Annotated in this window: 10 protein-coding genes; 3 read left to right on the top strand and 7 right to left on the bottom strand. The window is 70.2% G+C overall.

Annotated elements, in window-relative coordinates; genetic code table 11:
* Positions 1-110: 110 nt before the first annotated feature.
* Positions 111-1,493 (bottom strand): nucleotide 5'-monophosphate nucleosidase PpnN, encoded by a 1,383-nt coding sequence (ppnN, locus tag PotMrB4_RS12450; protein ID WP_172433440.1) that lies wholly within the window; start codon positions 1,491-1,493, stop codon positions 111-113.
* A 307-nt stretch (positions 1,494-1,800) separates the two neighbouring features.
* On the opposite strand from ppnN, the gene PotMrB4_RS12455 reads away from it, so the two are divergent.
* The 3 genes from PotMrB4_RS12455 (at position 1,801) to PotMrB4_RS12465 (ending at position 4,861) form a co-directional block, all read left to right on the top strand.
* Positions 1,801-2,055, top strand: coding sequence for a hypothetical protein (locus tag PotMrB4_RS12455; RefSeq protein ID WP_074971052.1), 255 nt, complete (start codon positions 1,801-1,803; stop codon positions 2,053-2,055).
* Positions 2,056-2,112: 57 nt separating this feature from the next.
* Positions 2,113-4,473: a DNA polymerase II gene (locus PotMrB4_RS12460; RefSeq protein WP_172435078.1), complete on the top strand. Its 2,361-nt coding sequence runs from the start codon at positions 2,113-2,115 to the stop codon at positions 4,471-4,473.
* A 100-nt stretch (positions 4,474-4,573) separates the two neighbouring features.
* Positions 4,574-4,861: a hypothetical protein gene (locus PotMrB4_RS12465; RefSeq protein ID WP_044404077.1), complete on the top strand. Its 288-nt coding sequence runs from the start codon at positions 4,574-4,576 to the stop codon at positions 4,859-4,861.
* A 3-nt stretch (positions 4,862-4,864) separates the two neighbouring features.
* Here the strand turns inward: PotMrB4_RS12465 and PotMrB4_RS12470 are convergent, their stop codons facing one another.
* The 6 genes from PotMrB4_RS12470 to PotMrB4_RS12495 all read right to left on the bottom strand — a co-directional run bounded on the left by PotMrB4_RS12470 (position 4,865) and on the right by PotMrB4_RS12495 (position 13,176).
* Positions 4,865-5,140, bottom strand: a complete 276-nt coding sequence (locus tag PotMrB4_RS12470; RefSeq protein ID WP_044404075.1) for a hypothetical protein — start codon at positions 5,138-5,140, stop codon at positions 4,865-4,867.
* Positions 5,141-5,242: 102 nt separating this feature from the next.
* Positions 5,243-6,880, bottom strand: a complete 1,638-nt coding sequence (locus tag PotMrB4_RS12475) for a hypothetical protein (protein WP_172433441.1) — start codon at positions 6,878-6,880, stop codon at positions 5,243-5,245.
* Between the two features lie 106 nt (positions 6,881-6,986).
* The gene (locus tag PotMrB4_RS12480; RefSeq protein ID WP_172433442.1) at positions 6,987-10,538 is read right to left on the bottom strand and encodes an ATP-binding protein; all 3,552 of its coding nucleotides are present in this window, start codon (positions 10,536-10,538) and stop codon (positions 6,987-6,989) included.
* Entirely contained in the window at positions 10,532-11,173 is a 642-nt protein-coding gene (locus PotMrB4_RS12485) for a response regulator (RefSeq protein ID WP_172433443.1), read from the bottom strand. The genes PotMrB4_RS12480 and PotMrB4_RS12485 overlap by 7 nt, the downstream gene beginning before the upstream one ends.
* A 195-nt stretch (positions 11,174-11,368) precedes the next feature.
* Positions 11,369-12,478, bottom strand: coding sequence for a tetratricopeptide repeat protein (locus PotMrB4_RS12490; RefSeq protein WP_172433444.1), 1,110 nt, complete (start codon positions 12,476-12,478; stop codon positions 11,369-11,371).
* Positions 12,479-12,612: 134 nt separating this feature from the next.
* Positions 12,613-13,176, bottom strand: a complete 564-nt coding sequence (locus PotMrB4_RS12495) for a hypothetical protein (protein ID WP_172433445.1) — start codon at positions 13,174-13,176, stop codon at positions 12,613-12,615.
* Positions 13,177-13,217: the final 41 nt, after the last annotated feature.

Genomic DNA, 13,217 nt, shown 5'->3' on the forward strand with positions numbered 1-13,217 from the left:
ATGGCCAGGGAGGGGAGCGGCGGGCTTGTTGTAGGTATGGAGGGGGATACGACGCGTGGCGGATTCTACGCCGCCCGCCCGGGCACTGCACCCCGGGCGGGCGTCGTCGGTCAGGCGTGGCGCGGCACCACGCGGTAGCACGGCTCGTAGGCGGCACCGCCGGGCAGCTTCATGCGGTGCTGCTCGACGAAGGCCTGCAGCAGCCGGTCCAGCGGGTCCATGATCGCGGGGTCGCCGTGGATCTCGTACGGGCCGTGCTCCTCGATCAGGCGGATGCCGGTGGCCTTGACGTTGCCGGCGACGATGCCGGAGAACGCCCGCCGCAGGTTGGCAGCCAGCTCGTGGGGCGGCAGGTCGCGGCTCAGGTCCAGCGCTGCCATGTTGGCGTGGGTGGGGTCGAACGGGTGCTGGTAGCGCTCTTCGATCTTCAGCAGCCAGTTGAAGTGGAAGGCATCGTTGCGCTCGCGGCGGAACTGCTTCACCTCCTTCAGCCCGGCGGAGAGGGTGCGGGCCACCTCGGCGGGGTCGTTGATGATGATGCGGTAGCGCGCCTGCGCCTCGGCCCCGAGGGTGGCGCCGACGAAGGCGTGCAGCTGCTCCAGGTAGGCGGCGGCGCTCTTCGGCCCGGTGAGCACCACCGGGAAGGGCAGCTCGCGGTTGTCCGGGTGCATGAGGATGCCCAGCAGGTAGAGGAACTCCTCCGCCGTGCCCACGCCACCGGGGAAGATGATGATGCCGTGGCCGACACGGACGAAGGCCTCCAGGCGCTTCTCGATGTCCGGCAGGATCACCAGCTCGTTGACGATGGGGTTCGGCGCCTCGGCGGCGATGATGCCCGGCTCGGTCAGGCCCAGGTAGCGACCGCCGACCACCCGCTGCTTGGCGTGGCCGATGGTGGCGCCCTTCATCGGGCCCTTCATCACGCCGGGGCCGCAGCCGGTGCAGATGTCCAGGTTGCGCAGGCCCAGCTCGTGGCCGACGCGCTTGGTGTACTTGTATTCCTCGGTGCTGATGGAGTGGCCGCCCCAGCACACGACGATGCGCGGCTCCACGCCCGGGCGCAGGGTGCGGGCGTTGCGCAGCAGGTGGAAGACGTAGTCGGTGATGCCCTGGGAGCTCTCCACGTCGATGCGCAGGCTGTCCAGCTCGCTGGCGGCGTAGACGATGTCGCGCAGGGCGCTGAACAGCATCTCGCGGGTGCTGGCGATCATCTCGCCGTCGACGAAGGCGTCGGCCGGGGCGTTCAGCAGTTCCAGGCGCACGCCCCGGTCCTGCTGGTGGATGCGCACCTCGAAGTCCTTGTAGGCATCGAGGATGGTCTTGGCGTTGTCGATGTGGGCGCCGGTATTGAGGATGGCCAGGGCGCACTGGCGGAAGAGGGTGTAGACGCTGCCGGAGCCGGCCTGGCTCAGCTGTTGCACTTCACGTTGGGAGAGGGTCTCGAGGCTGCCCTTGGGGCTCACCGAGGCATTGATCACGTGTCTTTGCGGCATTTCAGATTCCATGGCTGGGATGCGAGGGCATCCGGGGGTGAAAGTCGCCGGGCGCTTTCCCGCGCTGGCGCAGTCGGCCGCTGCTCGCTGCCGGGCGAGGACGGGCCGGGAGGGGGATTCTACGCATCCTGTGCGGTGCCCGCGCAACGGGCATCCCCTGTGACAAGCCTGGACAGGCTTTGGTTGCAGGGCGATGAAGGCCGATGCACGGTCGCACCGCCCGTCCGTGCTGCCTGCGCAACGGTGGACAGCCGCTGCGCTGCGATTATTCTGGCGTCATTCCTCCGACCCTTGCGGACGCTTCCCCATGACCCTCACGCCCGACGACATCGCGCGGCTGTTCGAGCTCTACCTGCCCGACCACGCCTGCGGCGTGACCCGCCAGGAGGACGGCGCCTTCACCCTGCAGTTCACCCACCGCAGCCGCCACGACGTGCTCACCGTTCCCGGCCTGGCGGCCAGCCAGCTGGCCTCGGCCGGGCTCATCAAGCGCCTCAGCCTCGGCCTGGCCGAGGAATTCGCCGCTGCCGCCCGCAGCCACCTGGCCTTTCGCCTCGCCTGAAGGCAAGCCGGCCCCGGCCCTGTAGAATCACCGCCCTGATCGAAACGAGGGTGGATGGTGGAGCTGCAACAGGGGTTCGTGCTGACCCGACACTGGCGCGACACGCCGTCCGGCACCGAGGTGGAGTTCTGGCTGGCCACCGACGCCGGCCCGCGCCGCGTGCGCGTGGCGCCCCAGGTATCGGTGGCCTTCATCCCCGCCGAGCAACGCCCGGCCGCCGAAGCCCTGCTGCGCGAGGAGCGGGGCGTCGAGCTGCGCCCCCTGGCCCTGCGTGACTTCCATCGACGCCCGGTGCTGGGCCTCTACTGCAACCAGCACCGCCAGCTGATCGCCCTGGACAAGGCCCTGCGCCAGGCCGGCGTCGACGTCTACGAAGCCGACATCCGCCCCCCGGAGCGCTACCTGATGGAGCGCTTCATCACCGCCCCGGTGCTGTTCGGCGGCCGCGACGACGGCCAGGGCCTGCTGCTGGACGCCCAGCTCAAGCCCGCTCCCGACTACCGCCCGCGCCTGCGCCTGGTGTCCCTGGACATCGAGACCACCGAGTACGGCGAGCTGTACTCCATCGCCCTGGAAGGCTGCGGACAGCGCCAGGTGTACATGCTCGGCCCGCCCAACGGCGACGCCAGTGGCGTGGACTTCGACCTCGCCTGGTGCGACAGCCGCGCCGAGCTGCTGGAGTGCCTCAACCGCTGGCTGGCCGAGCACGACCCGGACGCCATCATCGGCTGGAACCTGGTGCAGTTCGACCTGCGCGTGCTCAACGACCACGCGCGCCGGCTCAAGGTGCCGCTGCGCCTTGGGCGCGGCGGCGACGTCATGGGCTGGCGCGAGCACGGCAGCCGCAGCAACCACTACTTCGCCGACGCCGCCGGGCGGTTGATCATCGACGGCATCGAGGCCCTGCGCTCGGCCACCTGGAACTTCGCCTCCTTCAGCCTGGAGAACGTCGCCCAGGAGCTGCTGGGGGAGGGCAAGGCCATCGACGACCCCTACCACCGCATGGCCGAGATCAACCGCATGTTCGCCGAGGACAAGCCGGCCCTGGCCCGCTACAACCTCAAGGACTGCGAGCTGGTCACACGCATCTTCGAGCACACCCGGCTGCTGGACTTCCTGCTGGAGCGGGCCAGCGTCACCGGCCTGCCGGCCGACCGCAGCGGCGGCTCGGTGGCGGCCTTCACCCACCTGTACCTGCCGCCCATGCACCGCCAGGGCTTCGTCGCGCCGAACCTGGGGGAGAAGCAGCCCGAGGCCAGCCCCGGCGGCTTCGTCATGGACTCCCGCCCGGGCCTCTACGACTCAGTGCTGGTGCTGGACTACAAGAGCCTCTACCCCTCGATCATCCGCACCTTCCTGATCGACCCGATCGGCCTGGTGGAAGGGCTGCACGACCCCCGTGACGAAGCCTCGGTGGAGGGCTTTCGCGGCGCCCGCTTCTCCCGCACCCAGCATTGCCTGCCGGCCATCGTCGAGCGCGTCTGGCAGGGGCGCGAGGCGGCCAAGCGCGAGGGCAACGCGCCGCTGTCCCAGGCGCTGAAGATCATCATGAACGCCTTCTACGGCGTGCTCGGCTCCAGCGGCTGCCGCTTCTTCGACACCCGCCTGGCCTCGTCCATCACCCTGCGTGGCCACGCGATCATGCGCCGCACCCGCGAGCTGATCGAAGCCCAGGGGCACCAGGTGATCTACGGCGACACCGACTCCACCTTCGTCTGGCTCGGCCGTGCCCATGAGGAGGCCGAGGCGGTGGCCATCGGCAAGGCCCTGGTGGCCGGGGTGAACCAGTGGTGGCGCGAGCACCTGGCCCGCGAGTTCGGGCTCACCAGCGCCCTGGAGTTGCAGTTCGAAACCCACTACCAGCGCTTCCTCATGCCGCGCATCCGGGGCGCGGAGGAGGGCAGCAAGAAGCGCTATGCCGGCCTGGTGCGCCGTGATGGCCGCGAGGACATGGTGTTCAAGGGCCTGGAGACGGTGCGCACCGACTGGTCACCCCTGGCCCAGCGCTTCCAGCAGGAGCTGTACCTGCGGGTGTTCCGTGGCGAGCCCTGGCAGGACTGGGTGCGCGACTACGTGCAACGCACCCTCGCCGGCGAGCTGGACGACCTGCTGGTGTACCGCAAGCGCCTGCGCCGCCGGCTCTCCGACTACCAGCGCAACGTCCCGCCCCACGTGCGCGCCGCGCGCCTGGCGGACGAGCACAACCAGGCCCTGGGGCGCCCCCGGCAGTACCAGAGCGGCGGCTGGATCAGCTACGTGAACGCCCTCGCCGGGCCCGAGCCACTGGAGGCCCGGCGCACGCCCATCGACTACGAGCACTACGTCAGCCGCCAGCTCAAGCCGGTGGCGGACGCCATCCTGCCCTTCGTCGGCGGGGACTTCGACAAGCTGCTGGACGGCCAGCTGGAGCTGTTCTGAGGGCAAACGGGACGCACCTCGCGACCCGTGCAAGCCGCCTATGGCGGCGGTTACGGGCCTCGCGTACTCTGGCGGGCATTTGCACTCAAGGAGCCAGAGCATGTACCAGGAAACCGTCACCCTGACCGTCAGCGCGGAACACCGGGGCCGCGAAACCGAGGCGGTGGACAACACCGGCGTCGACATCGGCCTGGAGTCCATTTCCCCCGGGCTGATGCGCGTTCACTTCAACGGCCAGCTGGACGCCCCCGACGAGCCCACCCACGTCTGCATCACCCTGGGCAACGGGCTGACCTACTACGGCCCCATCGCCGGCGGCGAAGCCAACGCCGAGGGCGGCTGGCTCACCTTCGAATGCGACATGATCGACCCTTCCCAGCTGGGTTGAGCCTCACTCCTCGTTGCGCCGGAGGCTGAGCAGTTCGCTGTAGGGCCCGACCGGCGCCTGCCCCGGGCGCTGCCGCAGCAGGCGGATGTCGGTGATGACGTAGCCCAGTTCCTCCAGCCACCCCTCGATGCGGTCGATCGGGCGGGAAGGTGCGGGTAGGCCGGGTTGTTCCAGGGAAAGTATCGAGAAGGCGATGGCCTTGATGTTCGGCAGGCCTCGCGTGTTCATGCGCATGTACCGGGTTTCATCCCGGTAGCGGTAGGTCACCAGCCATTCCATCCGTTCGCAGTTCCATACAACGGGCCGCGCCCTGACCAAAGGCGGGAACCGTATCAGAACGCCGTGGTCGCGCAATGCTGGCGCCCTGATGACAGGGCGCCGTCAGGGCGCGGGGCGCTCCACCAGTTGCGGCTGCAACAGCTCGCCCAGGCGCCGCTTCAGGTCCTCCACCGGTTCCAGGTCGTGGGCGCGGCGCAGGCGTTGCACCGCCTCTGCCGGCCAGTCTTCACGGCTCCAGGCTTCCAGTGCATTGAGCGCCATGTTGCGGTTGCGCACCACAGGGCTGGCCAGAGCCGTGTCCAGCAGGTCCCAGCCCTGGCCGGGAAAGGCGCCTAGGCGCTGGATGATGAAGTCCAGGTCACCGTGGGCCTGGTAGGCGAGCCCCAGCCCCAGGGCTGTGCCCGGCCCGCTGGCGATCGCCGCCAGGTCCAGACGTTCGCGGGCCAGGTCCAGCACCTGGGCGATGCGGGCCGGGTCGTCGCTCTGCATCAGGTGGTACCAGGCGCTGGAGCGGCCTTCGCGCTGGCGGGCCAGCCAGCGTTCCCAGCAGTCGATGCCAAGAAGGCCGGCAGCCTGGGCCGCCTCGTGGAAGCGCACGTCATCGGCTGCGTCCAGGCCCTGGTTCACCAGGGCCTCCCAGCGTTCCGGCTGGCACAGCTCCCGCGCACGCCGGAGGATTTCCTCGCGCAGCGCCTCGCTCCAGCCGTGCTCATGCAGCGCGTTCCAGTCGGTGTAGGGGCTCTCGATGAAGTCGGCGACCTGGGCGGCAACGATCAGGTGGGCCAGGGCCCGTGGCGGGCGGCGGGCCAGGTGGTCGAGCAGCAGCAGGACCACTTCGGCGCCGTCGGCGTAGTCATGAATGTCCCGCGCCGGGCCGCCTGCCAGCAGGGCACCCACCAGTTCGTTGGCGGCATCCAGCAGGCCGTCGTCGACGTCCTGCCCGCTCAGCGCCGCTAGCAGGTTGCCACCCACCGCACAGGGGTAGGCGAGGTATTCCACCATCACCGCGTTGCGGTAGCCCTCGCGCAGCAGCCAGTCCTGCACCTCGGGCGAGGGAGCCACGGCCAGGCGCTCCACCAGATGGATGCGCCCCCAGCCATGGACCTTGCGCGCCAGGCTCCACCAGGCACGTTCGCGTTCCGGTGGCGCCAGGCTGCAGCCCAGGGCCACGGCGGCGTACAGGGTGAACTCCTCGTGCAGGCCGAAGGTGAGGAACAGCGCCCGCTGGCTGCCGCTGTCCAGTGCGCCGAGCAGGGCCAGGGCGAACTTCACGGCGCCGCGATCCGGGCTGCTGCGCGCCAGCCACAGGGCCAGCGCGTGCAGCCGTGCGCGGGGCAGGCCGGGGCGGGCCAGCAGGCGTTCGATGAGCGGGTCGATGAAGGCCAGCACGCTGCCATCGGCCACCTGCTGGTAGAGCCGGGGCAGGTTCGGGGTCGGGTCGTCGAGGGTGGCCAGCAGCAGGTCGTGGATGGCCTGGGCGGCCTGCAGGTCATCGCCGGCGGCGTGGTGGCCGAGCACGCCGTCCAGCGCGCCGGGTGCCCAGCTCAGCCCATCGCCGTCCCCGGCGTCCTCGTCGGGCAGTTCGAGGCCGCCGGCGGGCAGGCCTTCGGCGGCCTCGGCATAGGGCTGGAGGACGCTGTACAGGCTGGGCCGGGCAGGGTCCCAGGGGATGGGGTAGCCCTGGGTCTGGCCCTTGTCGTCGCGGACGATGCGGAAGAAGGAGGCGATCCAGTTTTTCATCGGGAAGGGGCGTGGCGGCAAACCACTCCTCTTACCTGAAGCCCCCGGCGCGGGCAATCGCCACGTACCGGGAGCCCGACGCAGTCCGCAACCCGGCCGACGAGCGTCAGGCGGTGCGCTGACGAACCTGCTCCAGCAAGGCCTGCAGCACCCCGCGCAGGGCGTCCAGGGCCGCTGGCCGGTGCTCGTCCTCGGCACGGCGCAGGCCCTCGCAGGCCTTCATCAGGGCCGGCGAATCGATGGTGCAGGCCAGCCCGCCGAGGCGGTGGGCGGTCTGCGCCACGTAGCGCTCGGTGCTGGTGCCGTCGGGGATCTGGCCCAGGCGTTCCAGTTCGTCCCCCAGGTTGCGTTGCAGTTCCTCCATCAGGGTCGCCAGCAGGGTCGGGTCGGCACCGCGGATGCCTTCCAGGTGGCCGAGGTCGAACAGCGCGCCGGGCTGTTCTGCCGGGGCCTCGCCGTCGGGTTCGGCCTGGGCCTGGCAGGCCAGGGCTTCGGCCAGGCGGCCGAGGGTCACCGGCTTGACCATCAGGTCGTCCATGCCGGCCTCGTGGCAGCGCTGGGCCTCGTCGGCCAGGGCGCTGGCGGTGTAGCCGACGATGCGCAACCGGGGGTGCTGGCCCTCGGCTTCGCGGTCGCGCACCGCGCCGGTCAGGGCGTAGCCGTCCATATCCGGCATGTTGCAGTCGGTGATCAGCAGGTCGAAGGCTTCTTCCTCCAGGGCTGCCAGGGCGCTGCCGCCGTCGCCGACGAAGCGCGCCTGGTGCCCCAGGGCTTCCAGTTGCTGCACCAGCACCAGCCCGTTGATCGACAGGTCGTCCACCACCAGGGCGCGCAGCACGCGGGTGGCGCCGGTGGCCTCCACCACCGGGGCCTCCAGCGGCTCGGCAGCGGCTTCCCAGGCGGCGGGCAGCTCCACGCCCACTTCGCAGCCCTGGCCGGGTTCGCTTTCCAGCCACAGGCGGCCGCCCATCAGGCCCACCAGGTGGTGGCAGATGCTCAGCCCCAGCCCGGAGCCGCCGTAGTGGCGGGCGGTCTGTGCGCCGCCCTGCTGGTAGGGCTCGAGGATGCGGTCCTGCATGTGGCGGGGAATGCCGATGCCGGTGTCGCTGACCATCAGCACCAGGCGCGATTGGCCCGGCGCGGTGTCCTCGACCCGGGCCACCAGGCGCACCCGGCCGTGGGCGGTGAACTTCACTGCATTGCCCAGCAGGTTGAACAGCACCTGGCGCAGGCGCAGCGGGTCGAGCCGGTAACGGCGGTCGGCCGGCAGCTTGCAGTCCAGTTCCAGCTCCAGGCCCTTGCTGCGCGCCTGGGCGCCGAACAGGTCGAGCGCGCCGCGCAGCAGCGGCAGCGGCGCCACCGGTTCGAGGGCCAGCTGCATGCGGCCGTTCTCGATGCGGTCCAGGTCGAGGATGTTGCCGATCAGGGCGATCATCGAGGTGGCCGATTGCTGGGCGATGCGCAGGTTCTCGGAGGGGGCGGCCTGGGCGCGGGCCTCCAGCTCCAGCAGGCCCACCAGGGCGTTGAGCGGGGTGCGCAGTTCGTGGCTCATGGTGGCGAGGAAGCGCCCCTTGGCGGCGCTGGCCTGCAGCGCGTCTCGGCGGGCCTCGCGCAGCTCGGTCTCCAGGGCCTTGCGGTCGCTGATGTCGATCCAGCCGCCGAGCAGGCCCTGCAACTGGCCGCCGGCGCTGTAGAAGGGCACCACCCACTGGTAGAGGTCGTGCTCGCGGCCGTCGATCTCGATGCGACCGTCGAAGAAGCGCGGCTGGCGGTTCTGTTGCAGCAACTGGTATTCGGCCTCCATGGCCTGGGCCAGGCTCGCCGGGGCGATGCCCTGCTGGCGCACGGTGGTGCCGCGCAGCTGCTCCAGGTCGCAGCCGAAGAACTGCTCGTAGGCGCGGTTGCAGGTGCTCAGCCGGCCCTGCAGGTCCCGCACGTAGAGCGGTGTCGGCAGGCCGTTGAGCAGGGAGAACTGGAAGGCCAGCTGGTCGCTGAGCTGTTCCTGTGCCTCGCGGCGCTGGCGGATTTCCCGGCGCAGGCGCCAGTTCCACAGCAGCGACAGGGCCACCACCACCAGGGCCAGGATCGACAGGTGCCAGAAGTCTTCCGGCAGGCGCTCCAGCCAGCCGTTGGCGGGGGCAGCGAGCAACTTGATGCCATCGCCGAATTCGCCGCTCTGGGCCAGTGAGCCGAGCAGCTTGTCGAGGATGCCGCGCAGCTCCGGCACCTGGCCGCTGACCGCCAGCATCTGCGCTGGCGATGCGGCCTCGACGCGCTGGCCCAGGCGCAGGCCCTGGCGCTCCAACCACTGCAGGTGGCTGGGGCTGCCGCCGAGGTTGTCCAGGCTGGCGTCCACCTCGCCCAGGCGCACCCGCTCCATGGCCTGGGGCGCGTTCTCGGTTCGCACCAGGGTGATGGCGGGGTAGCGCTTCTCCAGGTAGTCGATCAGCGGGTGGTGCCGTGGCAGGGCCAGGCGGCGGCCGGTCATGGCCTCCAGGGAGCTGGGGGAGCTGGCGTCCTGGCGCACCACGAAGGCCCAGCCGCGGGCGCCGAAGGGCTCGGTGTAGAACACGCCGGGGCTGGCGCTGCCGTCGAGGGTGCTGGCCAGGTCGGCCTCGCCCCGCGCCAGGCGCTGGCGGTCGCGGGCTGCGCCTTCGCTGTCGAGCAGTTCCAGCTTGAGCTGGTAGGTGTCGCCGAGCTGCTTCAGCAGCTCCAGGCCCAGGCCCGACCATTTGCCCCGGGCGTCGCGGAAGAAGTAGGGCGGCGCCTCGGCGAGGATCAGACGCAGGCGGGGCTGCTGGTCCAGCCAGCGTTCCTGGGCGCTGTCGAGGGCGAAGGCGCCGGTGGGTGAGAACAGGCGCGGCGCTGCGGTCCAGTGGGCGAGGATGGTCTCGCGCTGGTGTTCGTCGAGGGTGCCGAGCACGTAGTCCACCAGGGTCAGCAGGCGGGTGTCGTCGGCGCGGCTGGCGAAGCTGAAGCCGCCGCTGGAGAGGTTGGCGGCGAACTTGTTCTGCAGGGCTGCACCAGGCCGGGCGCGCATGTGGTGGTCCACCCGCAGCTTGTCGCCGATGAAGGCATCGGCTTCGCCGCTGAGCACCTGATCGAAGCCCTCGGCGGTGCTGCGCACCGTCTCCAGGTGGGCGGCGGGGTAGGCGTTGCGCACCTGCTCGGGGTCCAGGTACTGGGCCAGCACCAGCACGCGCTTGTCGGCCAGGTCCGGCGGCAGGCAGGGGTCATCGCGGCGGCCGACGATGATCGGGGTGTCGTCCAGGTAGGGGCTGCTGTAGGCCAGCCCGGGTTCGCGCCGTTCGTAGCCGGTGACCCGGGTCAGCAGGTCGACTTCGCCGGCCTTGAGGCCCCGGATGGCGGCCTCGACGCTGGGAAAGGGGACTTCCTCGATGCTGCGCCCGACGAAGGCGCCGACCCGCGCCAGGTAGTCGTGGGTGATGCCGCGCAGCATGGCGCTGCCGGGGTACTGCGGCCACTGGCTGATGGGCCGCACCACCGCCACGCGCACCGGGTGCTCGGGCAGGCCGGCGCCCAGTTCGGCGAGCTGGGCCAGGTCCAGCGGAGGTGTGGCGCCGGCGGGGGCGTGCCAGCCCGGGCCTGCCAGCAACGCCAGCAGGGCGAGCAGCGCCAGCGCGCGCCGCTTCAGCACAGCCCGGCTTCCTGGATGTAGTGGAACAACCCGGCGTTGGTGTCGATGCCCAGCTTGCGCATGGCGCTGCTCTTCTGCGCGCTGATGGTCTGCTTGCTGCGGTTCAGGTGCAGGGCGATCTCGCCGATGGCCATGCCGCTGCCGTACAGGCGCAGCACTTCCGCCTCACGCGGGGAAAGCTCTTCGGCGCTGGCCAGGGGCTTGCCGTGCTCGGCTTCGCTTTCGCCCAGCTGGCGGCGGATGGACTCGGAAAGGAACGGGCGGCGCAGGCTGGCGCGCAGCGCGCGGGGCAGGTCGGCCAGCAGGCCGCGCTTGCTCACCAGGCCCTGGATGCCCAGGCGCAGCAGGGAACTGGCCAGGGCAGCGTTGCCGAGCATGGTGACGACGATGATGGCCATCTGCGGATAGCGGTTGCGCAGGTGTTGCACCAGGCGCAGGCCGTCGGCCTGGCGGCTGTCCGGCATCATCAGGTCGGTGATCAGCAGGTCGCAGGCCTGCCGGTCCAGGAGTTGGTAGAGGCCGTCGACGTCATGGGCCTCGCCAACGATGGCGAGGTCGGATTCGTCGGCCAGAAGGGCGCGCAGGCCGATCAGGGTGATCGGGTGGTCATCGACTATGACGGTTCTCAGAGTCATGCATGGCCTCGGCTCGGATGGGGGCGGGGCGCATGTTAGTGACTCGTGGCGTTCAGAAAAGGGGCGGAGCCCGTCATTGGGCCGGATTAAGTAATACCCTTCTATGTCGTAGGAAAAACCCTACATTTACAGGCTTAATCGGAAAAATCTCGTTGCGTTCGGGGTGGCTGCCGGGCGGGCATTCCACCCCGCCCGTCACTCCGGCTGGCCACCCGGGTTGGCCACGATGGCGCTGTCCAGCGCGGCGATCATCGATTCCACCAGGCCCGGCTGCTGCTGTTCGCTGGCATTGCGTACCGGAGCCAGGCTGGCCACCCGGGCCGGTGCTTCGGGGTGACCGTGGTCGGCGGCCACGGCGAACCAGGCGTAGGCCTCCAGCTCGGGTTGCAGGGACGGGTAGGTGCCCTCGAGCAGATGCTGGCCGTAGTCGTACATCGCCTGCGGGTCACCGGCGAGGGCCTGGCGCTTGGTGGCTTCCGCCTCGGCTTCGCGGGTGACCGGTTCCGCGTCGAGGGCGATGGCGGTGGCGTCGCGTTCGGCAGGGGCCACGGGGTCGCTGGCCAGGCAGGGCAGCCCCGGTTGCTCGGCGCTGGCCGGCAGCGGCTGGCCGACGTCCTGCTGCTGGGCCATCTGGTACAGCGAGGCGGCGATGCGGTCGCCCGCGGCGCTGGCCACCTTCAACTGGGCTAACCCGCGCTCGCGGTCGGCCAGGTCGGGCTGGCAGGTGCCGAGGTAGAGCAGGCTCAGCTCGCGCAGGGCGCGGTCGTTGGTGCGCGCGGATTTCTCCAGCAGGCGCTTGCCGTAGTCCAGGTCCTGCGGCACGCCGGTGCCGCGCAGGTAGTTCCAGGCCAGCACGCGGCTGGCTTCGGCGTTGCCCAGGGCATCGGCCTGGCTCAGGTGGTTGAGGGCCTGGGCCGGGTCGGCGGGTACGCCATCACCCATCAGGTAGTGATGGGCCAGCTCGTAATGGGCACGGCCGTTGCCGGCGTCGGCGGCTTGCTGCAGCAGTTGCAGGGCGGTTTCCTTGTCGCCCTGCTGGTCGGCGAGCACGGCCTGGGCCAGGGTCTCGGCGGCCGGCTCGACACGGGGCTTGACCAGGCGGGTACGGCCCTTGATCTCGGTGGCAGGGACCTCCACCACCCACACCAGCGGTGCCTCATAGCTGGGCACGCCGTAGACCGGGTTTTCCGGTGGCAGGGGGCGGTTGCCGCTGAGAACGGCGGGTTTGGAGTGCAGGGGTTGGAAACCGGAGCTGCAGCCGGCGATGAGCAGGGCGGCGAACAGCAGGGAAAGGCGCGGATTCATGGCGTGACAGAAGGGGATACGGCTCGAAAGGCGCATAGCATTCCAGACTGTGGCGCGCCTTCCAAGGCGTCTGTGCCGCCTGTTCGCATTCCGTGCGCGGGGGAGCCGTCGTCATCCCCCGGTGGCCGGGGGCATCAGCCGTTGATCAGGTTGCGCAGGCGGATGTCCTGGAAGCTGAGGGGGATCGACTCCGGCTCCTTCTCTTCCTTCTGCTGTTGCTGCTGCAGGGCGTTCAGCTCGGTCATGCGCTGGGCGATCATCTTCTCCACCTGCTCGCGCTTCTCCGGTGGCATTTTCTCCAGATCCTCCTCGGTCAGCCCCATCTGCTTGAGGATCTTGTCGCGGATCTTCTCCGAGTCGGTCTTCTCCATGTAGGCATGGAAATCCTGGGAGGCCTTGCTGGCGACGGGTTTCTCGACGCTGGCCGCGGCGCTCTCGGCGTCGGGGTAAACGTCGTCGCGGACGCGCTCGCCGTTGTTCTGCAGGTCCACCTTGAGACGGGCGAAGGCTTCGTCGTAGGCCGCGTCGCGCCGGGCGGCACCGGTGTCGGGGGCGGGGCTGTTCTGGCGCAGGGCACTGGCCGCCTGCCTGGAGGGCGCTTCGCTCGCGGTGGGTGCGGCGGCATTGCCCCGGCTGGTGAGCCGGGCGCTGGCGGTGACGTCCCGTGAGCGGGTGGGGTCGACGGAGAACAGGCTCATGGTGAGTTCCCTCTCGGAAAATTCCTTGTGCCACCCCGGGA

This window comes from Metapseudomonas otitidis (genome assembly GCF_011397855.1).
Classification (GTDB): Bacteria; Pseudomonadota; Gammaproteobacteria; order Pseudomonadales; family Pseudomonadaceae; genus Metapseudomonas; species Metapseudomonas otitidis.

Coding starts and splice junctions, on each gene's coding strand:
- ppnN (WP_172433440.1), bottom strand. CDS start 1,493: ATGCCGCAAAGACACGTGATCAATGCCTCGGTGAGCCCCAAGGGCAGC.
- PotMrB4_RS12455 (WP_074971052.1), top strand. CDS start 1,801: ATGACCCTCACGCCCGACGACATCGCGCGGCTGTTCGAGCTCTACCTG.
- PotMrB4_RS12465 (WP_044404077.1), top strand. CDS start 4,574: ATGTACCAGGAAACCGTCACCCTGACCGTCAGCGCGGAACACCGGGGC.
- PotMrB4_RS12470 (WP_044404075.1), bottom strand. CDS start 5,140: ATGGAATGGCTGGTGACCTACCGCTACCGGGATGAAACCCGGTACATG.
- PotMrB4_RS12475 (WP_172433441.1), bottom strand. CDS start 6,880: ATGAAAAACTGGATCGCCTCCTTCTTCCGCATCGTCCGCGACGACAAG.
- PotMrB4_RS12485 (WP_172433443.1), bottom strand. CDS start 11,173: ATGACTCTGAGAACCGTCATAGTCGATGACCACCCGATCACCCTGATC.
- PotMrB4_RS12490 (WP_172433444.1), bottom strand. CDS start 12,478: ATGAATCCGCGCCTTTCCCTGCTGTTCGCCGCCCTGCTCATCGCCGGC.
- PotMrB4_RS12495 (WP_172433445.1), bottom strand. CDS start 13,176: ATGAGCCTGTTCTCCGTCGACCCCACCCGCTCACGGGACGTCACCGCC.